At 68.9% G+C, this 26,127-nt stretch carries 20 protein-coding genes; 12 read left to right on the forward strand and 8 right to left on the reverse strand.

From position 1 onward, the window contains the following. Window positions 1–302 precede the first annotated feature (302 nt). Together HUW62_RS06350 and HUW62_RS06355 are read left to right on the forward strand one after the other, a co-directional pair. The gene (locus tag HUW62_RS06350) at window positions 303–1,106 is read left to right on the forward strand and encodes an alpha/beta fold hydrolase (RefSeq protein WP_163869143.1); all 804 of its coding nucleotides are present in this window, start codon (window positions 303–305) and stop codon (window positions 1,104–1,106) included. A 68-nt stretch (window positions 1,107–1,174) separates the two neighbouring features. After that, the gene (locus HUW62_RS06355; RefSeq protein ID WP_255203275.1) at window positions 1,175–3,604 is read left to right on the forward strand and encodes an ATP-binding protein; all 2,430 of its coding nucleotides are present in this window, start codon (window positions 1,175–1,177) and stop codon (window positions 3,602–3,604) included. A gap of 1 nt (window position 3,605) precedes the next feature. Here the strand turns inward: HUW62_RS06355 and HUW62_RS06360 are convergent, their stop codons facing one another. Further along, on the reverse strand, window positions 3,606–5,279 hold the full coding sequence (locus HUW62_RS06360) for a condensation domain-containing protein (RefSeq protein WP_163869145.1): 1,674 nt from the start codon (window positions 5,277–5,279) through the stop codon (window positions 3,606–3,608). A gap of 207 nt (window positions 5,280–5,486) precedes the next feature. Continuing rightward, window positions 5,487–6,119: a TetR/AcrR family transcriptional regulator C-terminal domain-containing protein gene (locus HUW62_RS06365; RefSeq protein WP_176433876.1), complete on the reverse strand. Its 633-nt coding sequence runs from the start codon at window positions 6,117–6,119 to the stop codon at window positions 5,487–5,489. 17 nt (window positions 6,120–6,136) lie between these two features. Here HUW62_RS06365 and HUW62_RS06370 point away from each other — a divergent pair, with 17 nt between their 5' ends. From HUW62_RS06370 to HUW62_RS06400, 7 genes are all read left to right on the forward strand, one after another. Beyond that, window positions 6,137–6,928 (forward strand): FAD-dependent monooxygenase, encoded by a 792-nt coding sequence (locus tag HUW62_RS06370; RefSeq protein WP_176433882.1) that lies wholly within the window; start codon window positions 6,137–6,139, stop codon window positions 6,926–6,928. 75 nt (window positions 6,929–7,003) lie between these two features. Then, a complete protein-coding gene (locus tag HUW62_RS06375; protein ID WP_176433877.1) occupies window positions 7,004–8,560 on the forward strand; it encodes a glucosyltransferase domain-containing protein in 1,557 nt (518 codons plus the stop codon). 74 nt (window positions 8,561–8,634) lie between these two features. After that, window positions 8,635–9,285 carry a carbonic anhydrase gene (locus HUW62_RS06380; RefSeq protein WP_163869148.1) on the forward strand — a complete coding sequence of 217 codons (651 nt, stop codon included), beginning with the start codon at window positions 8,635–8,637 and terminating at the stop codon, window positions 9,283–9,285. 180 nt (window positions 9,286–9,465) lie between these two features. Continuing rightward, window positions 9,466–11,478: a glycoside hydrolase family 71 protein gene (locus HUW62_RS06385; RefSeq protein ID WP_163869149.1), complete on the forward strand. Its 2,013-nt coding sequence runs from the start codon at window positions 9,466–9,468 to the stop codon at window positions 11,476–11,478. Between the two features lie 123 nt (window positions 11,479–11,601). Continuing rightward, window positions 11,602–12,144 carry a hypothetical protein gene (locus HUW62_RS06390; protein WP_163869150.1) on the forward strand — a complete coding sequence of 181 codons (543 nt, stop codon included), beginning with the start codon at window positions 11,602–11,604 and terminating at the stop codon, window positions 12,142–12,144. 326 nt (window positions 12,145–12,470) lie between these two features. Then, complete coding sequence (locus HUW62_RS06395; protein WP_338041958.1) at window positions 12,471–13,082, forward strand: DUF6310 domain-containing protein; 612 nt, start codon at window positions 12,471–12,473, stop codon at window positions 13,080–13,082. Beyond that, a complete protein-coding gene (locus tag HUW62_RS06400) occupies window positions 13,079–13,834 on the forward strand; it encodes a DUF5953 family protein (RefSeq protein ID WP_163869151.1) in 756 nt (251 codons plus the stop codon). Before HUW62_RS06395 ends, HUW62_RS06400 begins: the two co-directional genes overlap by 4 nt. Before the next feature lie 47 nt (window positions 13,835–13,881). Here HUW62_RS06400 and HUW62_RS06405 read toward each other — a convergent pair whose 3' ends face one another. Together HUW62_RS06405 and tal are read right to left on the reverse strand one after the other, a co-directional pair. Continuing rightward, the gene (locus tag HUW62_RS06405) at window positions 13,882–15,189 is read right to left on the reverse strand and encodes an acetamidase/formamidase family protein (protein WP_217911157.1); all 1,308 of its coding nucleotides are present in this window, start codon (window positions 15,187–15,189) and stop codon (window positions 13,882–13,884) included. A gap of 62 nt (window positions 15,190–15,251) precedes the next feature. Further along, window positions 15,252–16,382, reverse strand: coding sequence for a transaldolase (tal, locus tag HUW62_RS06410; RefSeq protein WP_176433878.1), 1,131 nt, complete (start codon window positions 16,380–16,382; stop codon window positions 15,252–15,254). Between the two features lie 23 nt (window positions 16,383–16,405). On the opposite strand from tal, the gene HUW62_RS06415 reads away from it, so the two are divergent. After that, window positions 16,406–18,454, forward strand: coding sequence for a transketolase (locus HUW62_RS06415; protein WP_176433879.1), 2,049 nt, complete (start codon window positions 16,406–16,408; stop codon window positions 18,452–18,454). Between the two features lie 46 nt (window positions 18,455–18,500). Further along, window positions 18,501–20,969, forward strand: a complete 2,469-nt coding sequence (locus tag HUW62_RS06420) for a WD40 repeat domain-containing protein (RefSeq protein ID WP_163869154.1) — start codon at window positions 18,501–18,503, stop codon at window positions 20,967–20,969. Between the two features lie 6 nt (window positions 20,970–20,975). Here the strand turns inward: HUW62_RS06420 and HUW62_RS06425 are convergent, their stop codons facing one another. Together HUW62_RS06425 and HUW62_RS06430 are read right to left on the reverse strand one after the other, a co-directional pair. Continuing rightward, a complete protein-coding gene (locus tag HUW62_RS06425) occupies window positions 20,976–21,746 on the reverse strand; it encodes a hypothetical protein (protein WP_368670355.1) in 771 nt (256 codons plus the stop codon). A gap of 92 nt (window positions 21,747–21,838) precedes the next feature. Further along, window positions 21,839–22,258 carry a hypothetical protein gene (locus HUW62_RS06430; RefSeq protein WP_163869155.1) on the reverse strand — a complete coding sequence of 140 codons (420 nt, stop codon included), beginning with the start codon at window positions 22,256–22,258 and terminating at the stop codon, window positions 21,839–21,841. A 287-nt stretch (window positions 22,259–22,545) separates the two neighbouring features. Between HUW62_RS06430 and HUW62_RS06435 the strand changes: the two genes are divergently transcribed. Next, complete coding sequence (locus tag HUW62_RS06435; RefSeq protein WP_163869156.1) at window positions 22,546–24,498, forward strand: vWA domain-containing protein; 1,953 nt, start codon at window positions 22,546–22,548, stop codon at window positions 24,496–24,498. 93 nt (window positions 24,499–24,591) lie between these two features. On the opposite strand, the gene HUW62_RS06440 is transcribed toward HUW62_RS06435, so the two are convergent. Both HUW62_RS06440 and HUW62_RS06445 read right to left on the reverse strand, forming a co-directional pair. Next, a complete protein-coding gene (locus HUW62_RS06440; protein WP_163869157.1) occupies window positions 24,592–25,476 on the reverse strand; it encodes a class I SAM-dependent methyltransferase in 885 nt (294 codons plus the stop codon). A gap of 190 nt (window positions 25,477–25,666) precedes the next feature. Further along, window positions 25,667–25,885, reverse strand: coding sequence for a hypothetical protein (locus HUW62_RS06445; RefSeq protein ID WP_176433880.1), 219 nt, complete (start codon window positions 25,883–25,885; stop codon window positions 25,667–25,669). Window positions 25,886–26,127 lie beyond the last annotated feature (242 nt).

Consider the following 26,127-nt stretch of genomic DNA (forward strand, 5'->3'; position numbering starts at 1 on the left):
GAGCGCGCTCCTCCCGCGCCGGTTGTCATCACCCGCTGAATCCCTCTCAACCCGACCGGCTGCTCACTGGGCGACCGCGGACAATGGCACCTCCAATCGTGGAGGGGCCGACGCGGCGAATGTCTGATGTGGCCCGCGCGAGCACCGCCTCGCGGCGTCACCCCACGTTTCCCGACCTGGAGCCACCCAGGGGTTTCCACGACACGGGGTGGGTCCGCGCGGCGCTTTCGTTGAGTGGTCGACCGGAGGGCATGCGGGCGCGGTCCGCGTGAATGGGGCGCCTGGCCTACAATGGACAGACCATGTCCAAGACGGTCCTCACTCGAAACAATGTGCAGGTCGTCGGTCGGGGTGACGACGTGCTCGTGCTCGCCCACGGCTTCGGCACCAACCAGACCGCCTGGCGCAATCAGGTACGTGCCTTCGAGGACACGCACCGCATCGTCCTGTTCGACCATGTGGGCGCCCAGGGCTCCGATTTGGAGGCCTACAGTCCGCACCGCTACGCCGGCCTGGAGAGCTACGCGCTGGACCTGATGGAAGTGCTGGAGGCCGTCCAGGCGCGCAACGTGTTCTACGTGGGCCACTCCATGAGCGGGATGATTGGCCTGCTCGCGGGGCTGCTGCGTCCGGAGCTCTTCCGCGGCATGGTCTTCATCAGCGCGTCCCCGCGCTACCTCAATGCCCCCGACTACCTGGGCGGCTTCGACCGGCCGGGCATCGACGCGCTCTATGAGACCATCGAGAAGCACTTCGACGCCTGGGCCAGCGGCTTCGCGCAGGCCGCCGTCGGGCCCTCCGCCACGCCCGAGGTGGTCAAGGACTTCTCCGAGTCCCTCATCGCCCTGCGGCCCGACATCGCCATCGGCGTGATTCGCATCATCTTCGAGTCCGACTTCCGCGAGCAGGTCACCCGACTGAACGTCCCATCCTGGGTCGTCCAGCCGCTCCACGACTTCGCCGTCCCCAACCACGTGGGCGAGTACCTGGCGAAGAGCCTGCCCAAGGGACAGATTCACTACGTCCCCAACCAGGGCCACCTGCCGCACATGACGGCGCCGAACGAGGTCAACGCGCTCATCGCCCAGGCACTCGCCGCTTCGTGAGCCTGTCGGAGAAGGATGCGTCCACTCCGGGGGGGACTTTCGTACCGTCCCCCGTGGATTCTTCGGTGATGGAGCTGATGGTGGCCGCGGTGCAGGCCCTATCGGTTCGGGATGGTGGACAGCTCGCGCGGGTGCTGGAAGTCGTGCGTCAGGCGTGTCGCGCGGACGTGGCCGTCAGCCTGCGCCGCATCGACGCAGTCACGGTGTTCGAGCTGGCGGGCACTCCCGCCGCGCGCCCCCGGCTGGCCCACCTGGGAGAGGACCTCTTCCGGGGCGTGCTGGGCGAGACGCAGTGGTGCTTCTTCGACCCGAGTCCCCAGGACCTCGGCCTCCCGGAGCCGCTGCGCGGGGCGATGGCCGTGCTGCCATGGCAGTCCGTCGATGACCGCAAGGGCGCCCTCCTCCTCCTGCGCCGCGGCACAGGCCCTTTCACGCCCGCCGAGCAAGCCGCGCTGCGAGCGCTGCCCGGCCTGCTGCTCACCGCCGCGCGCGAGTGTGACTTGGAAGGCGCGACGGAGAACCTGCGCGCGCGCGTGGACTCCATCACCGACGCGGTGCCCTGCGGGCTCGTCTTCCTGGAGCAGAACCGCGTGGAGACGTGGGTGAACAAGCCGGGCGCCCTCCTCTTGGGGCTGCCGGATGGCCAGGTGCCCGCCCACCTCATGTCCCGCGCCATGGCCACCCTGCGCGAGCGCGCGAAGAACCGCGCTCAAATCGAAGAGCGGATGGCGCGCATGTTCGACGGCAGCCAGCCCGAGCTGCGCAACATGCTCTGGCGCTTCGAGTCTCCGCACCAGACGCTGTCCGTCTCCTGCGTGCCCGCGCGCCGGGGCTCCGCGCGCGGCCGGCTGTGGGCCTTCCTGGACGTCACCGAGGCCCAGGACGCGCTCTCCGCCATGGGCGAGAAGAACGTGGCCCTGGACGCCGCGCGCGCGGAGGCCGACGCCGCCAATGCCGCCAAGTCCAGCTTCCTGGCCAACATGAGCCACGAGATTCGCACGCCCATGAATGGCGTGCTCGGCATGGCCCAGCTCCTGCGCGAGACGTCCCTCACCGAGGAGCAGCAGGAGTGCGTGGACGTCATCCACACCAGCGGCGACTCGCTCCTGCGCCTCATCAATGACCTGCTCGACTTCTCCAAGATTGAAGCCGGCGCCTTCGAGCTGGACAGCCAGTCCTTCTCCCTGCGCCAGAGCCTCAAGGAGTGCCTGGGACTGCTGGGCCCGCAGGCCGCGAAGCGGGGGCTCACCCTGCGCCACTCGGTGGACGAGGACGTGCGCGACGCGCTGTTCGGCGACAAGACGCGGCTGCGTCAGGTGCTCGTCAACCTGGTGGGCAACGCGCTCAAGTTCACCCACGAGGGCGGTGTCACCGTCCACGTCTCACGCGGCGACGCGCGCCCGGACGCCGAGGCCCCAAGCTGGCCCTTGCGCTTCACCATCCAGGACACGGGCATCGGCATCCCCGCCGAGCGGATGGACCGCCTCTTCCGCTCCTTCAGCCAGGTGGACGCCTCGACGAGCCGTCACTACGGCGGCACGGGGCTGGGGCTCGCCATCAGCCTGCGGCTGTCGGAGATGATGGGCGGCACCATCCGCGTCCAGAGCACCGTGGGAGTCGGCTCCACCTTCACGCTCGAGGTCATCCTCCGGGAAGGCCAGGTGGTGCCCATCCGGCCCGCGGCCGAGCTGGACGTCACCCTGAGCCAGCGCCTGCCGCTGCGAATCCTCCTGGTGGAGGACAATCCCATCAACCAGAAGGTCGGCCTGCGCCTGTTCAAGAAGCTGGGCTACGACGCGGACGTCGCGGGCAACGGCGAGGAGTCCCTGAGCGCGCTGGAGCGCGAGCCCTATGACGTCGTCTTCATGGACGTCCACATGCCCCAGATGGACGGCCTGGAGGCCACGCGGCGCATTCGCGCGGACATCCGGCGCTATGGAAACCCTCGCATCATCGCGATGACGGCCAGTGTCATCCAGGGAGACCAGGAGCTGTGTCTCCAGGCGGGGATGAACGACTTCGTGACCAAGCCCGTGGAAGTGGGGCTGCTCGTGGCCGCGCTGGAGAACGCGGCGGAGGCGCCTCGCTTCGGACCGCCTCCCGCGCCACCGACCGTCATCTTCGACACGACGGCCTTCCAGCGGCTGGAGCTGCTCACCGGCTCCGACAGGAGCGAGCTGACCACCCTGGTGCGCGACTTCCTGCGCAACGCCGACAAACACCTGGCCTCGTTCCGCGTGGCCCTGGAGGAGCAGGACGCGGCGGCGCTGACGCGACACGCGCACAGCCTGCGCTCGAGCGCGGCCCTGTTCGGCGCGGCCCGCCTCTCCCGCACCTGTGAGGAATTGGAGATGCGCTCGCAGCGCGAGCCCCCCGAGCGATGGGGCGCGCTCGTGGACTCGGCCCTCCGGGACTTCGACGAGGCCCGGATGGCCCTGGAAGAGGCGGTGCCGGAGGTCCAGTCCGCGGGGACTCCGCCTTCGGACGCCAGCGCCTGAGTCACCCCGTCATCGTGGCGAGGGCTGGAGGCGTCAACTCATCCAGCCTGGCATCGGGCGCCTCCACCACGCGCCCCAGCAGTCGCCGGAAGTCCTCCGCGAGCCGTTCGACCTCGGCCGGCAGGAACACGTCGGAGGCGTACTCGAAGGCGCCTCGCAGGCTCCCCTGGTCCTCGCATAGGAGCAGCGTCAGCTCATGGCGGGCCGTGCCCGGCACCGACGCATCCGGCGTGTCCGACAGCAGCGTGCAGCACAGGCCGGGGATGGCCACCTCGAAGGCGGCCGCGTTCTCGAACACGCAAGCGACCTGCACCGTCGGGGGCGCGCCCCGCGCGTCGCGGACCTGGCGCACCACCTCGTCGAACGGCAGCTCCTGATGACTCAGGTCCTCCGTGGTGCGCACGTGGTGCCTGGCGAGCAGCTCCCGGAACGAGGGGTTGCCCGTCAAGTCACACCGGAGCGCCACGGTGTTGGCCAGACAGCCCACCACGTCGCGCAGCTCTCGCCGCCCCCGGTTGGCCACCACGGTGCCCAACAGCAGGTCCTCCTGGCCCGCATGCCGACGCAGCAGCACGGAGAAGGCGGCCGAGAGCGCGGTGAACAGCGTGGCGCCCTCCCCGCTCGCCAGCGCCTTCCACGCCGACGTCAGCGCCACGGGCACGTCGAAGCAGACCAGTCCTCCCAACCGGGTGTCCTCGGCCCCGGCCCTTCGCGACGTCAGCGTCAGGGCCGGCACGCCCTCCAGCCGCGCGCTCCAGTACTCGCGCTGCCGCGCCGCCGCTTCACTGTCCAGCCAGGCCCGCTGCCACCGCGCCACGTCGACCCACTGACGCGAGGGCGACGCCAGCGGCGACGGCACCCCCGCCTGGAAGACGCGATACAGCGACGCCAGCTCCCGACTGAACACTCCGAGCGACGGCCCATCCGTGATGAGCCGATGCTGCGTCACCAGCAGGACATGCGTCTGGTCCGCCAGCACCACCAGGGTCGTGCGAAGCAGCGGACCTGACTGGAGGTCGAACGGCGTGCGGCCCTGCGCATCGAAGAGTGTCCGGAAGGACGCGGAGCGCAGCGCCTGCTCCTCGTCACCGGCCTGCTCCGCGCGCAGGTCCACGACGGGCAGCTCCAGCCGCGGCGGAGACGCCACCACTTGCGTCAGCCGCCCGTCCTGCTCGCGGAACGTCGTCCGGAACGACTCGTGGCGTCGCACGATTTCTTGGAGGCTGAGTCTCAGCGATTCGACATCCAGGGGACCGTCGAATCGCAGACCGAAATGGACGTGGAAGCGAGCACTGCCCCGCTGGAGGGTGTCGAGGCGCCAGACCCGCTGCTGGCCCAGGGACGCGGGCGGCGTCTCCCCGGAGGAGGACACCAGCGCCTCGCCGGATTCGCTCGGAGGCGACAGGGCGAACAGCGCGTCGGGGGAGGCCAGCGCGCGCGCCAGGGCCTCGATGGTGCGCTGCTCCCAGAGGAAGGACAGGGTGAGCGGCAAACCCAGCCATTGCTCCAGGTCATGCGCCAGGGAGATGGCGCCCACGGAGTCCAACCCCTGCTCGACGAGGGGACGCCGGGTGTCGATGGAGGCCGCGGGCATCTGCCAGTGCAGCGCGAGCCACTCCACCACCCAGCCCTCGATGGTCACATTGTGAGCAGGCAGCCGGGACTCGAATTTCACGCAAGCACTTCCACTCTGATGGAGGTGCGTGCGTGGCGGGGCGACGTCAAGGACTGCTTCCAATAGTCTGACATTCAGGCGTGCACGAGCAGACGCGGCCCGTCACCCGACGTCACCTGCCAATCCCTTCCGTTTCGATACACGCGCGCCCGGGTGCTCCGCGGTCCAGGGTCGCTGTCCAATGCCTCGCGGAAGCCCGGCTTGGGCTCACCGTGCTTTCGGCGCGCGACGGCTCTTCAGTCCCGAGAGGAACACCTCCAGTCCGAAGGTGAAGCGCGCATCGAAGTCAGGGTCGACCAGCGCGTCCACCGCCCGGGCCACGTGGGGAAAGCGCGACAGGGCGAGCGTCCGCATCCGCTCGGCCGCCGGAGGCCCCTCGCCCTGTTGGGCACCGAAGGCCTGTTCCTCGATGGTGAACCCGAGCACGTAGTCGAGCAACGCGAAGGTGGCCCAGCCCGCCTCCTTCGGCGGCAGGCCCAGCAGCCCCAGCGCCTCCATGAGCAGCTCGCTGACCCGGAGCGTGTTCTCCGACACCACGAACGTCCCGGCGAACACCCGGGCTCCATCCCGGTGGCGCAGGAGCGCGCGCCGCAGCTCCTCCGCCACGCCCTTCACCACCGGCTCCCAGCCGTCCCCCGGGGGACGCGTACGCGCCACGTCCTCCAGGAGCGCGTCCGCCATCGTCTCCAGCAACGCCTGCTTGCTCGGGAAGTGCCAGTAGAGCGACGGCGCCTGGACGGCGAGCGCCTGCGCCAACAAACGCATCGTCAGCCCCTCCACGCCCAGCTCATCCACCCACGTCCACGCCGCCCGCACCACCTGCTCTCGCTGGATACGCATGCGCCCGGGGACCTCGCCTGAAGGAGCCGCTCACCCTGGACGAGCTGCGCGCGAGCCTCGCCCACGTGGCGGGCTCCGACTTCGGGATGCGAGAGCCCCGGTGGCTGTCACGCTTCGGCAACGAGACGCGGCTGGCGGACACCTACCGGCGGGGGCGCGTGCTGCTCGCCGGTGACGCCGCGCACATGCACTACCCGGCCGGCGGCCAGGGCCTCAACGTGGGGCTCCAGGACGCGCTGAACCTGGGCTGGAAGCTCGCCGCCGTGCCGCGCGAGGGCGCGCCGGACACGCGGCTGGACAGCTACCACCACGAGCGTCACCGCGTGGGCCAGGCCCTGCTGCGCAACACGGAGGCCCAGTCCGCGCTCATGGGCTTCACCCCGGAAACGCTCGCGCTGCGCGAGCTGATGAACGGCCTGCTGCGCAACCCCACCGTGAATCGCCCGCTCGCCGAGCACCTCGGCGGACTCGACGTCGCCTACCCGGACGCGCCCGTGCCTTCGCCCCTCCAGGCCCTGCCCCCTCTGCCGGGTTGGACAGGCCGGAGACTTCCCAACTGGGACCTGCGGCTCTCCGACGGAAGCCCGCGCCCGCTCTACTCCGCCCTGCACCGAGGCCATTGGCCGTGGCTGCACGCGAAGGCAGGCCCCCAGGCACCCACCCGGTGGGAGCCCGCGCCGGGCTGGACACCCCGGCTGGAAGTGCTGGAGCTCGACATTTCCGACGACGCCACACCGCTCCATGGCCTCGGGGGGCTGCTGATTCGTCCGGATGGACACGCCGCATGGGCCTGGGCAGCCGGGCGGTGAAGTCGTTGTGGAACGTTTCACTTTTCCGTGAGACTTCACGCATACCGAGACGCGTCATACGACTCTGCTAGGGTCGTGAGCCTTCAGAGGTTCCCCCTGCGGACACGCATCACGACAGGTGCCTTCCGGGCACTGGGTACGGCCGCCCTGCTCTTCCTGCTGCCCTGGGTCGTCTATGGCAGCGCCATCTCGTCGCACTATGGCCTGCGCGACGACTACGCGATTCAGCGGGAGGCCCGCGAGGAGCCCGGGAAGATTCTGCGGGTGTGCGGCGCCATGGGCCGTCCGTTGTATGGCTGGCTCCTGGAGCGCTCCACGCGTGAGACGGACGGCGTGGAGGGACTGAGCGGCCTGCGGGCGCTGGGCGTGCTGGGGCTGGCCCTGCTGTCGCTCGCGCTCTACCTGCTGTTGCGGTCCGAGGGGTGGCGACGGGCTCCCGCCGCGCTGCTCGCCGCGTTCCTCACGGTGATTCCCTCCGCGCAGGTGGTGGCGAGCTGGAGCATCTGCTGGCCTCAGGGAGTGGCGCTGCTCGCGAGCGCCGCGGCCTTCGCCCTGGCGCGACGGGGGCTGCGCCCTTCCGCGAGCGGGACGCTGCGCTGGGCCTGGTGCGTGGGCGCGGTGGTGGCCCTGGCCGCGTCGACGCTCATCTATCAAGCGAGTGGTCCGTTCTACGCGGTGCTGCTCGCGGCGGCGCTGGTGACGCGGCGGTTCGACGACGCGCGGACGCCGGCGCGCTGGCTCGCCAGCCACCTGTTCGTCGTGGGTGGAGGCCTGGGGCTCGCCTATGTCATCACCCGGCTGACCTTCTGGCTGGGGCTCTTCACGCCGTCGCCGCGCATGGTGCTGGAGCGGCACTTCGTGGACAAGGCGGGCTGGTTCGTCACCCAGGTGCTGCCCAACGCGCTGGCGCTGAACGCGCTCAACGACACGGACGCCGCGCCCTCCGGTGGCTACTGGCCCATGGTGGGTGTGACGCTGACGGTGCTCGTGCTGGCGCTCGTCGTCGAGGGACGGCGCGCGGGACGCGTGGGCGTGGGGACGTGGGTGATGGCGCTGGTGGGCCTGTCGGGCGTCGCGTACTGCGCCAGCCTGCTCGCCAGCGAGCGGTGGCCCACGTACCGCACGCTCTATGCCCTCACCGGCGTGTGGAGCGTGTTCTTCTTCGCCGCCGTGTTGAAGCTGGGAGAGCTGTGGCCCACGCGGGGGCCTCGCGTGGCGGTGGCGGTGCTGGGCGGCTTCGTCGCGGTGAGCGCCCTGCTCGCCCACCAGCAATCCGTGGAGCTGTTCGCGCGGCCCCAGGGCCGGGAGCTGGAGCTGATGCGGCAGGGGGCCGCCGCCATCGTCCCCGCGCGCAAGCCGCGCGTCTTCGTCCTCACCGCGCGGCAGCGGGACTCGTCCGCGTCCCAGCGCTACCTGGACGAGTTCGGCTCCGTGTCCGTGGACACCGAGTGGGTGGCCAAGGAGCTGCTCGCCACCGCCGTCCGGGAGCGCTTCCCGCTCGAGCGCGACCCGCAGGCCCTCTACCGCTTCGCCGCGGGCCCCCTCCTTCCCGAGGCGCGCGCCTACGACATCCTCGTCGACATGCGCCAGGTGCGGCTGGCGTCCGCCAGGCCCATCCAGCTCGCTCGCTGAAGCGGGGCCGCCGGCACCTGAACCGACATTCTCCCGTTGACGCGGGGGCACCGGGCCGGGCATGCCCCCGGTCCGTGCCCTCCTACGAACAGATTTTCGAGAACAACCGTCGCTGGTCCGCGGCCAAGACGAAGGACGACCCGAAGTACTTCGAGCGGCTGTCCGCCGAGCACAACCCCGAGTACCTCTACATCGGCTGCTCCGACAGCCGGGTGCCCGCCAACGAAATCATGGGCGTGGAGCCCGGGGACGTCTTCGTCCACCGCAACGTCGCGAACCTGGTCAACAACGTCGACCTGAACGTGATGTCGGTCATCAACTACGCGGTCCGCCACCTGTCGGTGAAGCGCATCGTCGTCTGCGGCCACTACGGCTGTCAGGGCGTGAAGGCCGCCATGCAGCCCCGGGATTTGGGCATCCTCAACCCGTGGCTGCGCAACGTGCGGGACGTCTACCGGCTCCACAAGGCGGAGCTGGACGCGCTCACCGACCCCGAGGCCCGCTACGCCCGGCTGGTGGAGCTGAACGTCACCGAGCAGTGCTTCAGCATCGTCAAGACGGCCGCCGTGCAGCGCACCTATCTGGAGAAGGGCTTCCCCACCGTGCACGGCTGGGTGTTCGACATGCGCACCGGCCTGCTGAGGGACTTGGAGCTGGACTTCCCCAAGCTGCTGCGCGACGTGCAGGAGGTCTACAACCTCATGGACAAGGACTCGACTCCCTAGCGGGCGACCTCAGTCGTGTCGCAGCGCGATGTGGGATTGCGAAGGCCCCGGGACATTCTCGGGACGCACCAGCGGCTCGCTTGTTATCAATGACTTGGAAGTCTTCCTGTTTTTACACACCCCCTGGAAGACAACACCAACATGCTCTCCACACCCCCTCGTCGAGCAGTCTGGCTTGCCTTGTTCATTCCCCTCCTTGGAGCCTGCGGCCCCGCCTCGCGGCCCGAGGAGACCCCACCCGCTTCCACGACAACGGAGGAGCAGCACCTGGCGAGCACACTCGTCGCGCCAGGCAGCGCGTGGCGCTACCGCGACACAGGCGTGGACCCGGGCGTGGGGTGGACGGCCGTGGGCTACGAGGACACGGCGTGGAAGCAGGGCCCCGCGCAGCTCGGCTACGGCGATGGCGACGAGGCCACGGTGGTCTCCTACGGCCCCAGCACGTCCTCGCGCTACGTGACGACGTGGCTGCGCAAGACGTTCACCGTCGCGGACCCGACACGGGTGAGCAACATGGTGCTGCGACTGCTGCGCGATGACGGCGCCATCGTCTACCTGAACGGGCAGGAGGTCCTTCGCAGCAACCTGCCCGCGGGAGCGGTGACGGCGTCGACGCTGGCGAGCACCGTCATCGCCGACAGCGCCGAGCTGACCTGGCACAGCGTCTCCGTGCCCGCCACCGCGCTCACCTCGGGCACCAACGTGCTCGCGGTGGAGGTGCACCAGTCCACGCTCAACTCGTCGGACCTGAGCTTTGACTTGGAGCTGACGGCGGACGTCGCCGCCGCGCCCGCCACGCCGTGCTGGCCGCTGAATCTGCCGGCCCTGGGCACGCTGCGCGCGGCACCGAAGAAGGTCTTCGCGCACTACTTCTCGCCCTACCCGCTCTCGCTCGACAACCGGGAGCCGTCGGTCGACTACTACGCGCGGCACTACCTGGTGCCCACCGGGGAAAACTCCAAGTTCGCGTACTGCGGCGGCCTCCTCAAGCAGCGGCCACTGCCCCAGGCGCCTCGCGCGGCCGGCGTGGACTACGAGCTGGCCAACTTCGAGCTGGAGGTGCGCCGCGCCTCGGCGCTGGGCCTGGACGGCTTCACCTACGACATCCTCAACCACACCGGCACGCACTGGAACCGGCTGCTGAAGCTGCTGCAGGCCGCGAGCAACGTCGACAGCGGGTTCCGCATCGTCCTCATGCCGGACATGACCTCCACCTACTCGGGCACCGACGCGGAGGCGCTGACGGCGTTCGTGAACACCATCGCCTCGGTGGCCTCGCACCCGGCGGTGTATCACCTGGAGGACGGGCGGCTGCTGCTCGCGCCGTACTACGCGGACAAGCGCACGCCGCAGTGGTGGGCCTCCGCCATCCAGGCCCTCCAGACGCGTGGAATCTCCTCGGCGCTGTGGCCCGTGTACGTCAACCCGTGGGTGGCGCAGACGAACGCGCTCAAGGCGGTGGTCCCGCTGCATGGCACGTCCACCTGGGGCAGCCGGACGCTCTCCGGGGCCTCGGGACAGTTGGCCAACCCCGGCACGGCGCACGGCATGGGACTCCACTGGATGGCGCCGGTGGCCTTGCAGGACTCGCGGCCCAAGGACCTCGTCTACACGGAGGCGAACAACTCGCAGGCGCTGCGGGCCCTCTGGGGCGCGGCCATCCAGGGTGGCGCGGACTGGGTGCAGCTCATCACCTGGAATGACTATTCGGAGGCGACGGAGTTCTCCCCGTCCTCCGGCACGCAGTGGGCCGCCTTCGACCTGACGGCGTATTACACCGCCTGGTTCAAGACAGGCGTGCAGCCGCCCATCGTCCGGGATGCGCTGTATTACTTCCACCGGCTGCACTCGACGAGCGCGGCGCCGGACCTGACGAAGCAGAGCGCCGTGTACCGGCTGGTGAATGGCGCGGCCGCGGTGAACGAAATCGAGCTGCTCGCGTTCCTGACGGCGCCCGCGACGCTGGAAATCGAGCTGGCGGGCAGCGTGCAGCGCACGAACGTGGCGGCCGGAATCCAGTCGTTCCGTGTCCCGCTCCAGCAGGGCACGCCGAGCTTCCGGTTGGTGCGCGGCGGCGCCACCGTGGCATCCGCGACGAGTGCCTTCCCCATCAACAACACCATCGTCTACCAGGACATGCTGTACCGCGCGGGAGGAAGCCTCTCGTGTGACCGCTCGCCCTTCTTTCCCTGACGTGGCTCGGGGGTGAGCAGTGCCGCCCAGGGTCGGCCGTTGAACATCGACGGCCGGCCCTGCCTGATGCCCCAGAAGTGCGTGTCCAGCTTTGAGCCACCCGACGTTCATGGGAGTGGCCAGATGCAAGACAAGGGTTTCGTTTCGGGCAGGTGGTCCTGGAGCTGGGTGGTTGCAGCGCTGTGCGGGGGCCTGCTCGTGGGCTGCGTCGGTGGTGGGGAGGCACCGGTGCCGGGAGACGGCGCACCACCCCCATCCACCTCGAAGGCCCTGACCGCGCTGCCGCCGCGCGTCGGGCTGACGTTGCAGGACATCCAGGACGCGGGTTCGAATATTCCCTACTGCCGACTGCTCAGGACCTATGTGACGCCGCAGGTCCTCCAGGCGTATTACTCGGACCAGGGCTTCGACGGCTGCGTCGTCGCGTGGCTCAAGCGGACCACCGTGCACTTCCCCAACGTCATGCTGCGCGCGGCCCGCTGGGATGGACAGCGGTGGTTGCCCATGGGCGACGAGTTGAACGAGGTCAACTCGCCCGAATCGGTGGCGCTCAATCCTCGGCTGAGCTGGAGCGCGGAGGACCGCCCCGTGCTGACGTGGGATGAGCAGGTGAACGGCGGCACCCTGCACGTCCAGCGGACGTGGGATGGGAGTGTTTGGAGGTAAGCTCGCGAGTTCGAAAGGACACAGCCCTGCGACTCCATACCTGCGCGGCACTTCTGCTCTTCCTCTCGGCGTGCGCGACGTCTGCACCGAGTCCAACGGAGCACATGTCCCGGAACCCACGGCTCGCCAACCTCCAGCGAGCGGCCAGTCTGCCCTGGCGAGACGGGGGACGGTGCGCCGTCCGGGAGGCTTCCCAGCCATGGCCCGTGTTGGCGGAGCGGTGCTTTCAAGCCATCAACCATGACCGGGTCCGGTTCAATGACCCGACCGGAAGGTGCTCTGTCGCCTCGGCGGGCGCGGCTGCCCTGGGAGTCGGCCTCTGCATCTTGGCTGCCCCCGAATTCGCAGTGGGCGCGGTGATCATCATTGGCGCGGTGGTGGTGGGAATCGTCATCAAGGAAGCGCTGGCTGCATACGAACTGAGCCGAGGCAGTCCGGAAGAAGTAGAGCCCGTGGCTCAAACGGAAGCCACTCCGAGTGGCCTCTCCGCAAATCGGAATCCCAAACTGGAACCATCAGGGCAGGACTGGTTCCCCCCGGCGCCGACCGAGCCCCTAGAGCGCGAGCGTCACCCCAGGTGCAAGGCCACTCCGGTCAAGCATCGAGGTGGAGACGACGCGCATGACCAGTGCGCCGACAGGTTTCCACCCAACCGCTACCCTGGGATGGACGTGCTCGTTGACACCAAATACTTCGACGCCCTGCAAGTCGGCGCGCGCGCGTTGTGGGAGATCAAGACCGACCGATTCGACACCTACAGTGGCTTCCTCAAGAAGCAGGTGGTCGATGATCAAGTGGAGGAACTGCGGGAGGAGCACGCCATCGCGGTATCCTGTGGGTATGATTTCGTCGTAGGAGTAAGCACCGAAGAGCACAAGGATGCGCTGCAGTTCCAGGCGCCCGAACTCACCTTCGTCGTCACGGGGTGTAAGCGATGACTCGGCGCAACACCCTCGGCATCATCGTCTACGCACCCGCGCTGGTGGACAGCGATGCTCGCTCGCTCACCGTCGTCCAGGGGATGGAACGGGCGTTTCCCGGTTTACGTCTGGAGTGGAAGCTCTCTAAGGAAGGGCAGCCTCTCCCATTGCCTCAGCGCGACACCTGGCTCACGGAAGAGACGAGGAAGGGGAGATTCCCGCTGGTATGCAATGGCGACGAAAGCTTCCCCGTGACGATCTCTGGGTTGCAGATCCTCGCGAGCCAGGCGGCTGGAGGCCAACACATGATGGACGTCCATGCCGAATTGCCACTCGACGAGACCGTGATGGGGGTCTCGGTGGATGTGCTTGAGGGTGTCGCGGAGGGTGCGCAGGCGTTCTGGGGACATGCGACGCCCTTCCGTGCGGGAGTAGAGATCTCACGGCAGACAATCGACCCCGTGCACAAGCCGGGGGTTCCTCCTCGGGGCCTGCCAGCGCTCAAGCTTCCCGTGAAGATTCGCTCACCGGAGATTCCGCAGCGCCTGGGGTGGATCAACTACTGGTCGCCCGCCGCCGCGCACGCCATCGGGTTTCCAGACCCCACTCGCGACGCCGAGCTGCTCTCACGAGCGCGGCGCACAGCGACGGGGGGCTGGCTCGTGCAACTCACGGAGGCGCCGCTCGACCTCGACAATCCCGCCCACCTCGATGCGCTCCTCCGTGCCTATGAGCGCTTCCCCGCGATAGGCGGGCGGGCGGTGCCTTGATCCACCCACTGCGTCACGCCTCGCAGGCCTGCAATGGTGGAGCCGCGCTACTTCCCAGTGGGGCGGAGCTTCGCCAGTCGCGACTTGTCCAGCTTCGCGACGACTCCCACACTCCGCCCCGCGAGGTTGGCGACGACGTACCGCACGCTCGTCCCCATGACCTGCGCGCTCTCCGAGAGCGACAGCCCATAGTCCTGCTCCAACCACTGTGTCAGGCCACTGGTCGCCTGGCGCAGCGCATCGTCCAGTGAGCCCGCCTGCCCGAGCACCATGAGGTGCGTGGGCGACTCCACCCGGGGCATCGACGGCGCCTTGCCGCGCACGACGTCCACCGTCAGCTCCACCTCCATCGAGGTCTCCAGCGCGTACTGCGACGTCTCTCCGTCGCCCTGCGCGGCGTGGGCATCTCCCACGTAGAGCAGGGCCCCGGGCTGCGAGACAGGCAGATAGACGGTGTTGCCCTCCACCACCTCGTTGAAGTCCATGTTCCCGCCGAAGCGCCCCGTGTCCCCGGTGGAGATGGCGGGCATCCCGAAGCCCGGCGCCACCGCCAGCCCTCCCAACATGGGCCGCAGCGGCACGGTGAAGTCTTTAAGCCGCTCCGTCGGTGTCTCCGGATGCGCGACGCCCTTCTCCCAGTCCAGCGTCCAGCGCACGGGCTTGCCCAGCCCCGTCGCCTTCGCCGCCAAGACAGGCGTCATCGCCCTGCCGACGATGCTGTCGAGACTGTCCGCGGAGCGCCGGTTCAATCGCAGACGCTTCAGGTGGATGACCAGCATGTCCCCGGGCCGCGCATCCCCGATGAAGAACGGCCCCGTCTGCGGATTGCCGAACAGCGCCCGCGTGACACCCTGCTCATCCACGCCCCCCGAGTCGAGCGTCGTCGTCTTCAACGTGTCGCCCGACCAGAGCGTCAGCACGGGCTCGCGCGTGGCGGAGAACTCGTTGGACCAGGTGGTGGGCTTGAACTCGTGGCGACGCGGAGGGCCCACGGGCCGCTCTGCGATCCGCCGGGCGGTGAAGGCGTGCTTCACCCGCGCCTGCGCGTTGTTCGTGTCGGGCATGTCCGCGGTGCCCCGCATCGAGTCCCCGCTCACCTTGCCCGTGAAGATGGAGAGCACCTTGTTGGAGTCCGTGACGGTGAAGCGGACGTCCTGCCCCGTCCGCTCGCCCTCCAGCGCGTCGCCGTCGAACTCGCCCCCCAGCCGCTTGCCCGTCCGCTCCAGCGTCATGCCCTGGTAGAGCGGATTGCCCCAGAGGTCCGTCGTGACGACCCACTGCTCCTTCACGGGAGCTTGAGCAAACACCACCCAGGGGACACAGCAGAGGAGCATCGTCACGGCGAATCGGGTCATGGCGGCCGCCACCATGTCACCCATGCGCGGACCGACCAAGCGCGCTTGATGCACCCCTGAGACTACTTCTTCTTCAGCTGCTCCCCCACCGCCCCCAGCAGCGCGTCGAACGACTCCTCGAAGAGCTTCACGCCGTCCACCGCCAGTCGCTCGGTGATGGACTTCATCGAGACGCCGCTCGCCTCGAGCAGGCGCATCGTCTCCTTGGCGCCAGCGAGGTCCTCCACCAGGCTGGTGCGCACCTTGCCGTGCTCACGGAAGGCGTCGATGGTCGCCGGGGGCATGGTGTTGACGGTGTCGGGCCCGATGAGCTCCTCCACGTAGAGCACGTCCCGCAGCTTCGGGTTCTTCGTGCTGGTGCTCGCCCACAGCACGCGCTGCACTCGAGCGCCCTTCGCCGCGAGCGCCTTCCAGCGCGCGCCGCTGAAGACCTCCTGGTAGATGCGGTAGGCGAGCTTCGCGTTGGCGATGGCCACCTTGCCGCTGCCACGCAGGGCCTCCAGCGTCTTTCGCTGCTCGGCGGAGACACCCGCCCCCTTGAGCCGCTGCTCGATTTCCTTGTCCGCCGCCACGTCGATGCGGCTGACGAAGAACGAGGCCACGCTGGCCACCGTGCTCAAATCGCCCCCCGCCTTGGCGAACTTCTCCAGCCCGCTCAGATACGCGTCGGCGATCTGCCGGTAGCGCTCCTGGCTGAAGAGCAGCGTCACGTTGATGTTGATGCCCTCCGAGATGAGCTGCTGGAAGGCGGGCACTCCGGCCTCCGTGCCGGGGACCTTGATCATCACGTTCGGCCGCGCGAGCGTCTTCCACAGCCGCCGGGCCTCCTCGAGCGTGGCCTGCGTCTGGTTCGCGAGCCGGGGGGACACCTCCAGCGACGCGAGACCGTCCTTCCCCTTCAGCGAGTCATAGACGGGCCGGAGGATGTCGGCGGCCCCCTGGACGTCGCGCACGGCGAGGTGCTCGTAGACGTCATTGGCGGAGAGCCCCTTGGCGCGCGCCTCCGCGAACAGGTCCGCGTAGTCCTCACTGCCCGACACCGCCTTCTGGAAGATGGTCGGGTTGGAGGTGAGGCCCTTGAGCCCATCCTCGTCGATGAGCTTCTTGAGCGTGCCCTGGGTGATGTAGCTCCGCTGGAGGTTGTCCACCCAGACGGCCTGGCCGAACTCCGCGAGCTGACGCAGTGGATTCATGGGACGTCCTCCCCTGGTCTTCAATGTGCCCATGCCCTCCAGTGCGCGAGCAGGCCCGCGCACCGGGGCCTCCCTGCCCGGTTGCTCCTCGAAGAGAGGACCCTCGCTTCACCGGGGACTCCACCGTCAACACCCTACGGAGGTCCCCTACAGCCTGGAGAGAGACGATGGCAGACACACTGGCAGAGCTCGCGGCGCAGCTTCGAGTCGACAGCATTCGAGCGACGACAGCGGCGGGCTCGGGACATCCCAGCTCCTCCATGTCCGCGGCGGACATCGTCGCGGTGCTGTTCCAGAAGTACCTGCGCTTCGACTTCCAGCAGCCCAAGTCCCCCGACAATGACCGCTTCGTGCTCTCCAAGGGCCACGCCTGCCCGGTCCTCTATGCGGCGTTCAAGGCGGCGGGCGCCATCGACGACGAGGAACTGCTGACACTGCGCAAGTTCGGCAGCCGACTGGAAGGACATCCCAACCCGCACGTGCTGCCGCTCGTGGACGTGGCCACCGGCTCGCTCGGCCAGGGGCTCGCCATCGGCGTGGGCATGGCGCTGATGGCGCGGCTGGACCAACGGCGCTTCCGCACCTACGTGATGATGGGTGACAGCGAGACGGCCGAGGGCTCGGTCTGGGAGGCGTTCGACAAGGCGTCGCACTACCAGCTCGACAACCTCTGCGCCCTCATCGACATGAATCGCCTGGGCCAGAGCGGACCGACGGAGCTGGGCTGGAACGACGAAGCCTATGTCGCTCGCGCCCGCGCCTTCGGCTGGCACGCGCTGGCCGTGGATGGCCATGACCTGGGCGCCATCGACCGCGCGCTGGCGGAGGCCGTGGCGACGACGGGCAAGCCCACCTGCCTCATCTTCAAGACGGAGAAGGGCCACGGCTACCCGGCCATCGCGAACAAGGAAGGCTGGCACGGCAAGCCCCTGTCCGAGGACCAGGCCCGCGAGGCCATCCAGGGGCTGGGCGGCGAGCGCAACCTGCGCTTCGACGTGAAGAAGCCGGAGGCCACCCACCCCGCCGCCCGGGAATCCGCCGCGCCACTGAATCTGCCCCGCTACCCCACCGACGAGAAGGTGGCCACCCGCAAGGTCTACGGCGATGTCCTGAAGGCGCTGGGTGACGCGCACCCGGACCTCGTCGCGCTGGACGCGGAGGTGTCCAACTCCACGTACTCGGAGGAGCTGAAGAAGGCCCATCCCCAGCGCTACTTCGAGATGTACATCGCCGAGCAGAACATGGTGTCCAGCGGCGTGGGCATGGCGGTGCTGGGCAAGCGCGTCTTCATCAGCACCTTCGCGGCCTTCCTGTCGCGCGCGTATGACCAGATTCGCATGGCGGCCGTCTCCAACGCGACGCTGCACGTGTGCGGCAGCCACGCGGGCTGCTCCATCGGCGAGGACGGCCCCTCGCAGATGGGACTCGAGGACCTGTCGATGATGCGCGCCGTCGCGGGCAGCACCGTGCTGTACCCCAGCGACGCCAACCAGACGGCCGCGCTGATGGCCCAGCTCGTGGACCTGCCCGGCATCAGCTACCTGCGCACCACGCGCGCCAAGACGCCCATCCTCTACTCCGCCACGGAGAAGTTCCCCCTCGGCGGGTGCAAGGTGCTCCGGCGCTCCGACCAGGACGTGGCGACGATTGTCGCCGCGGGCATCACCCTGCATGAAGCGCTGGAGGCCCACGCGCGACTCCAGGAGTCCGGTGTCGCCGTGCGCGTCATCGACCTGTACTCCGTGAAGCCCGTGGACGTGAAGACGCTGCGGCAGGCCGCGAAGGAGACCCAGGGACGGCTCATCGTCGTCGAGGACCACTGGGCCGAGGGCGGACTCGCCGACGCGGTGCTCGAGGCCTTCGCCGACGACGGCTCGCCGCTGCCTCGCGTGAAGCGCCTGGCGGTGCGAAAGCTGCCCGGCTCCGGCAAGCCCGAGGAGCTCCTGAGCGCGGCCGGCATCGACGCCGAGCACATCGTCGACGCCGTCCTGGCCATGAAGGACGCCCCGGGCCCCACCGGCGGCGAGGCCGAGCCGAAGGCCCCGCGCGCTCGCGGACGGAAGAACGCCTGAACCCGCTCCAACAGGGGCTGGAGGTCGTGCGAGAGTCTCTCCCGCGATGACCTACGACCTCCAGTCCCTCACCGAGCTGTCCACCCTCGAAGACCTCGTGAGCACCCAGGGCGTGACGGCGCTGCTCGCCACCCTGGACGAGGTGCTCTCCCGCACACCTCCGGACGCGCTCGTCCTCAAGGAGGTCGGCCCGGCCGTGGGTCCGCGCACGCTGCGCGTCCTGCGCAAGGCCGTCGAACTCGACGCCACCTTCCTCCAGGCGCACCCCGAGGCCCTCTTCCAGTGCCTCTACAACCGCCTGCGCTGGCACGACGCGCCCGACGCCGCCCCGCACTTCAAGACCGAGGGCCCGGGCCCCTGGAGCGCGCCAGACGCGCATCTGTTCAAGCTCGCCGAGCACTGGCGGCGCCAGCGCGACGTGGACGGCGCGGCGCCCTGGGTGGAGTCCCTGCTGCCCCTGCGCGGCGCCCTGGAGAGCGCGGACTCCTTCTACTGGCACGACGCCCAGGTGCTGTGCGCGGCCTACAACCCGGCGGGGACGCGGCTCGCCAGCGGCTCCTGGTCCGAAGGCGACAACGTGCGCGTCTGGGACGTGGCCACGGGCGAGTGCATCCAGGTGATGGAGGGCCATGAAGGAGAGGTGCGCGGACTCGCGTGGAGCGCGGACGGCACCCGGCTGGCGTCGGGCTCCAGGTCCCACGACACGCGCATCTGGGACGTGGCGACCGGGGCGCTCCTGAAGGACTTTCCGGGACAGGAGGGCCAGGTGACCTCGGTCGCCTTCAGCCCGGATGGACGCCTGCTCGCCAGCGGCAACCTGGGGTGGCTCGTGCATGTGTTCGACGTGGACTCAGGCCGCCTGGTGAAGACGCTGAAGGGACATGAGCAGTCGGTGCTGAGCCTGTCCTTCCATCCGTCGGGGAAATGGCTCGCGAGCGGCGCGTCCGACTCCACGCTGCGCATCTGGGACACCGCGACGTGGACGCAGGTGACGCGCATCGACTCCGATGGGTACGTCGACACGGTGGAGTTCAGCCCGGATGGCGAGTGGATTGCCTGGGCGGTGTTCGAGGGCATCGCCGTGGCGGACACCCGGACGTGGACCCGGCTGCCGGGCACGCGCGGCGAGGGGCGCTATTCGCAGGTGGGCTGGCTCGGCACGAACCGGCTGGGCCTGCTGTCGTACAACAGGGTGGAGGTCCTGGAGGTGCGCGACGGCACCGTCTTGTGGACCCGGCCCTATCCCTCCGACGGCCATCAGCGCGGCGCGGCCTTCTCACCCGACGGCAAGCGCTTCGCCCTGACAGCGTCGGATGGCGGCCTGCTGGTGAGCGACCTCTACGCCCCCCCGCCCCCGACGCTGCGAGTCGAAGCACAGCGCGTCCAGGAGCTGTGGGGAGAGCCGGAGGGAGCGGCCGCCTTCGCCCAGCGCTATGACGGCGGATACGCCATCGATGCGCGGGGCGCCGTTCGCGAGTACCGCCTCGACGGGGAAGCGGTGCCCAGGGAGCCGTGGAGCATCAGCGCCGACGGCACCCTGGCCGCGTATCCCATCCAACTCTTCATGGAGACGCCTCCCCGGCGGGGGGTCCGGTTGCTCGACCTGAAGAGCCTGACGCCACTGAAGTCGCTGTTCGCCAAGCCGCTGAATCCGGAGGACACGAAGCAGCGCTACACCCAGCCCCAGCCCGTGGCCCTCTCTCCGGACGGACAGCTCGTGGCGGCGGCGCTCGAGCCCGGGTGCGTGCGAGTCTGGCGCGTCTCCGACGGAGCCCTGCTGCACACGCTGCGCGGCGCGAAGGGTCTCGTCTCCCTCGTCGCCTTCACCCCCGACGGCGCCCACCTCGTGTGTGGCTATACCGAGGACGCCCGCCTGTGGGTGTACGAGGTGACGAGCGGAAGGAATGTCCTGACCACCCGCGCCCTCCTGGAGCATCAGCCTTCGTATGCGACGACGACGCTGCCCCCACGCCTCGCCGTGGGGCGAGCGTCCGGCGAGCTGGAGGTCTACGACCTGACGACGGGCGCCTCCCTGCGGCTCATCCAGGTCTGCGACGAAGCAGTCATCGCAGTAGGGCTCTCCGAGGATGGCTCGCTCGTGGCGGCGTGTAGCACCGACAGGCGCGTGCGCCTCTTCGACGTCGGGACGGGCGCGCTCCGGTACGAGCTGCCCCATGTCTCCCTCCCCTTCGCGGTGTCCGTGGGCAAGGACATCCTGGTCACCCAGGCCAATGACCTGCGCACCCGCCTGTTCGACCTCGCCACGGGAACACTCCGCACGGAGCTCCCGGGCGGCTCCGAGCCGGACGACGTCACGCGGCGCCGGTTCTGGGAGGTCCTCGGAGAGGGCCCGGTCTCCTTCCATCGACAGGCGGACCCCGCACCGCTGGCGCACTTCCATGACGCGCTGGAGGCAGCCCTCGTCCTGCGGGACGGACTCGTCGTCGCCCGGGGCCGCGCCATCAAGGACTTCCTGTATGTATTGAGGATTCACGCCGCTCCGAGCGGCGCCTGAGTCCCGTCACGGGGAGGAGCACCCCACCCGCTGCCTGGCGACGGCCAGGTCGTCGAGCCACCAGTCGGTGGGCACGGAGAGCCCCTGGTAGAGGAAGACGCCCGCCTCCACCACGGTGAAGTGCCGGGCCTTCTCCCGCTTCGGCGGTGTGTCGGTGGGCGGGTCGGAGAAGACGAACTTCCGGGGCCACGCCAGCTCCACGCCGTCGAGCCAGACCCGGGGCTCGGCGGCCTCCGGGGCATCGCCGTTGGCCGCGTCGAAGAGCCATTCCAGACACACCCACCGGTCCAGCACGAGCGGCGTGTCGGAGACCTGCACCCACTCCGGGAAGCCGGGCGGCTCCGGCGGGTGCCAGATGGCCATGTACTTCTCCTGGTACGTCGCCACCTCGTACCAGTCGAGCGACTCGAACGCGCCGTCCTCGCTCCCGGGCCGGGGATACCGCGCGTTGAAGAGCCCCGCATGCGAGGCCGGGCGCACAGGCGTCGTGTAGACGAAGACCCGCCCCCACAACACGGGGCCGAAGTCGGCGGGCAGCGAATAGCGCACCGTCTTCTTCGGTCCCCCCTGCCCGCCCTCGCGGCCCCCCACCAGCTGGCGGGCATGCAGCGCATACCTGCCACCATGGGCCCGGGTGTCGTCCACGACGAGCTGCCCTTCGAACTCGTCCCGGTGCGGCGTCCAGCCGGAGGGCAGCCGCCCCTCCTCGAAGTCCCAGCGCATGGAAGCCGGCGGGCGATGGCCACACGCGGTGAACAAGACAGCCAGGGACAGCACGGCACTCCAAGGGAGGATTCGAGCGAGCAAGTCGGAGACCTCGTCAAAAGCTCCAATCTCGCACGCCCCGCCGTGGCTGTCCCCGCCTGACGTCAGACCCAGACCTGGCTGTCTCCAATCTCCGCCGTCTTGAGCGCCTCGAAGGTGAGGTAGGCCTTGGGCGCGTCATGGTTGTAGCTGTCGTAGCTGAACCAGGTGCCGTTCTCCCGGCGGACGGTGAAGAAATGGCCGCGGGTGGTGTCGGCAATCACTCCCACGCCCCGCTTCTCGAGGACGGACACCTGGCTCTGCGTCAGCCCGTAGAGGCTCAGGACGGAGGGGTCATTGCCATCCATGACCATCTCCTCCGCCTCCTTGTGCTGCAGCCCGAGCGCCGTCTCGTAGTGCTCTGTCGCCTTCTGGATGAACTGTTCCCGGGTCAATCCACCGTCGGTGAAATGATACAGGGCATAGAACCCACAGAGCTTGGAGTCGGGAGGCGTCTTCGGCTGCTTCAGGAACTTGAAGGTCACGGTTCACTCGGTTGGTTGGAGAACGTGCGTCGGGGAGCCCCAACCGCACACCTCCGAGACGACACCCGCTCCAGGCTTGTGACATGGCCGCCACGGGCAGGGTGTAGCGGGAAACTCCACAGAACCACCTCGCGAGTAACCCTTCCCGTCACGCGCTTTCCCGCAACCGCCTGAATGACTTGCATGTCTTCAATGGCTTGCTTCCTGCTCAAGTCGGCTCACCACGTCGACGCCCCGCCAATTCCTCTCCGACATGACGTGGAAACCCCGTAGGAGAAAACCACTACATGTCAAAGCCATCCACGCTCCGCCCCCGAGCCATGACCTGGCTCGGCGCGGCACTCCTTTGTCTCTTCATGACCTCCTCCGTCGCGCAGGCCGCCAGGCCCGGGCCCGCCGAGCCGGGTCCCGTCCCGAAGCCTCCTGAAGTCGACCGCTGCGAGTGCGGCCCCCTGGATGTCGTCTTCGCCATCGACGACACCGGCAGCATGGGAGGCTCGCTGATCGCCTTCCAGTCGAACTTCTCCAACCTGCTGTCACAAATCCAGACGTCATCCAATGGTGACTATCGGCTGGGCCTGGTCACCTTCAAGGATGACGTCACGGTGCAGGTGGACCTGGGTGCGGGCAACGACACGCAGATGCAGCTGGCGGTCGGAAGCCTGGGCGCGTCGGGCGGGGCGAACCTGCCGGAGGCGTCCGACGAGGCGCTCAACACCGTCATCCACAACATCGCCTTCCGTCCCAACCAGAATGGCGCCTTCACCGGCATCTGGCGCACGGGGGCCCGCCGCGTCGTCGTCCTCATCACCGACAACCTTCCGGGCGGCTTCAACGACTTGTACACGGGCAACGCCCTGGCCAGCCTCCAGGCCCAGGAGGCCTACAACGAGGGCATCCGCATTCACGCCGTCTACGTCCCCACGGGCGGCACGCCCGACCCGACGGTGGTGGGCATCATGCAGAACTACGCCACCCTCTCCCAGGGCGGCTACCGGCTGACGTTGCCCAATGGTTCGGACGCGCACCTGGCCGTGCAGGACTTCCTGAGCGACTGCCGCACCCCGTCCGACGTCTTCATCCGCGACACGCCGGCCGACAACGGCTGGGAGCCCAGCTCCGGCGCCATCTGGACCAGCCCCGACATCAAGGTGTGCAACAACGTCAACGGCTGCGCCAGCTCCACCAACCCGGTGTTCGGCACGCCCAACAACTACGTCTTCGTCACGCTGCGCAACTACGGCCCGCTGCGCCCCACCGGCCCCATTGGGGGGTCGCTGCACCTCTACTACCTGGCGTCGGGCGGCAACTCCTCCTGGGGTTCGACGAGCTGGAAGCGCATCCACACCGAGCACGGCATCTTCCTGGACGCGGGCGAGACGCGTGACATCCGCATCAACTGGGCCAACGTCCCGGTGCCCGGCCACTACTGCCTGCTGGCGCGGTGGGTCTCCGAGGGCGACCCGATGACCTACCCGGAGTACATCGGCTCCGACACCGTCACCAACACCCAGCTCAACAACAACATCGCCTGGCGCAACGTGGACATCGTCAAGATGGTGTCCGGCGGCACGGGCAGCACCACGTATGACGTGCGCCCCACCGTGGGCGCCGCGACGAAGCTCTTCATCCGTCCCGAGGCGGACCCGTTCCCGGGCACCGTGACGCTGGAGCTGACGGAGACGCTGTTCGCGCTCTGGAAGGCCGCGGGCGGCGAGGCCGAGGGCCTGGAGGGTGTCGAGGGCCGCACGCTGTTCTTCGGCGGCCACGGTGGCGCGCTGGCACTCAAGGCGGACAAGCCGCTGGACGAGCGCATCCACGTGCGCTTCATGTCCCACGGCAAAGAGGGCCTGTTCCCCATGAACATCTTCGAGATGGACGACCGGAAGGAGCCCATCGGTGGCGTGCGGTACGACATCAACGTCATCTCGCCGAACGCCGAACCGGATGCGGTGGAGCTCGCGGTGCGCTCCCTCGACGGCAAGTACGCGGAGCTGACGTGGCCGCACAGCGTCCACCACAAGCACTACGTCGTCTACCGGAGCTCGAACCCCGAGGCGGGCCACATGGAGGCCATCGGTGAGGTCTCCGCCAGCGAGGACCTCGACGCGACGACGGCGGTGCGCTTCCTCGACGCCGACGACGCGAGCCGGCGCTTCTTCTACGCCGTGGAGAGCCACACCGACAGCGGCAAGACGCTCAGCGGTTGGGTGACGCTGGAAGCGCCCGCCAACAAGTAACACGCGCGGCAACCTCCTTCCCGGGCGAGCCGTGCCCGGGAAGGAGGGCTGCCTTTCTTCAGGGCCGCGTTCCGCACGGGCCTGGACCGAGCCTCACCCGACGGCGGGCTTCTCCAGCACCAGGCCGAAGTGCGTGTAGCAGGTGGGGTGCAGCTCCAGGATGTTCTCGAAGTAGATGACGCGGGACGCAAGCCCCGCCGCGTGCGCGGGGTCCAGGACGCGCTGCTTCAACGTGTCCACGCCGTAGAAGCGCCCGTGCCGCTCTCCCCAGCCCGGGAAGAGGTGGATGACGGGCTCGGCCTCGCGGCGGATGTCATAACCCCACGCGGGGTCGCACATCGTGAAGGCATACTCGCCCAGGTACAGCGGGACGATGCAGACCCGGCCCCCGGGCCGCAGCACGCGCGCCGCCTCCCGGATGAAGCCCGTGTCGGCGCCGCCCTCGAAGTGCTCGAAGGAGCAGTGCAGCGTCATCGCATCCACGGAGGCATTGCCCAAGGGAAGCTCCGCCGCCGAGCCACCAATCTCGTGGCCGTTGATGCCGGGCGGAAACACCAGGTCCTGGACGAACACGTTGCGCGTCTTCGCCAGGGCGCGGATGACCTCCAGGTAGGGGCTGTTCAGCGTGGAGGCGATGTCGACGTAGACGGCGTCCTCGCGCGCCAGCAGCGGCGCCAGCTGCGTCCACGAGTAGTGGTACTGCGAGCGCTTCTCCCAGTAGGGCTGGAGCGAGCAGTAGTGTCGGAGGACAGGGCTGCCCGCCTGCAGCTCGTTCCAGAAGCGCTCCAGGCCGGCGACGTCGAAGCGGAACGTCTCGTAGGGGATGCCCGCCTGCCGCAGCGGCTCCGGGCGCTTGAGCTGGGGCCCCGGCCCATAGCGGCCGAAGCCGGTGAGGCTGAGCAGCTTGGAGAGGGGCTGGGAGGCCTGGTGGGCCGCCCGGTGCCGGAGGCTCTTCTTCACGCGGGTCAGCAGGTTCAAGCGGGGCTCCACGGGCCTGGGGAGCGCGCATTCTCGGGGGCCTCTCCAGGCGAGTCAACGCGGTCCGGGCCCACATGCCCACCCGCTCGGCGGCTCACGGGGCATGGATGCGGCGGCGTGGCCGGTCCACTGAACAGACCCGGAGTGGAGGGAGCGGAGAGAGATAGAGACTCCCTCCACCCCGGGGCCCTCACGCTGGATAGGACAAATCATTCAACCCAGGTGAGGACTGATTGCTCTGGTAGGTATTGACCCGCACCTGCCAGGTCCCTCCCTGATTCGTGCCGAGCCACTGGGCAATCGTCGTGATGAGCGTGGCGTCGTGGACATGCTTGTCCTGCTGCCAGCTCACCCAGACTTCCTTCCCTGAATCGGTGTTCTCGAACTTCTCCCGACAATACTTCGGCATCACTTGTCTCCTTCGCGAATCGCCTTGTGACTTCACCTCTCATGACGGTGCGTGAGCCGGGCTCGTGACAGCCCTCCGGGGTGGGGCGGACGACCGGTAGCCCTGTCACTTCAAGGGCCCTGGGCTCGTTCTCAAGGCGCGCCACCCACCGCTCTTCCGCGGTGCCCTGGAGCGCCCAAGGAGGCGAAGCACGCCATGAGCTCTTCCATTCCGAGCGGCACGGACCCGACCCCCAAGCCCCC

It is taken from the genome of Myxococcus sp. AM011 (genome assembly GCF_013372595.1).
GTDB lineage: Bacteria > Myxococcota > Myxococcia > Myxococcales > Myxococcaceae > Myxococcus > Myxococcus eversor.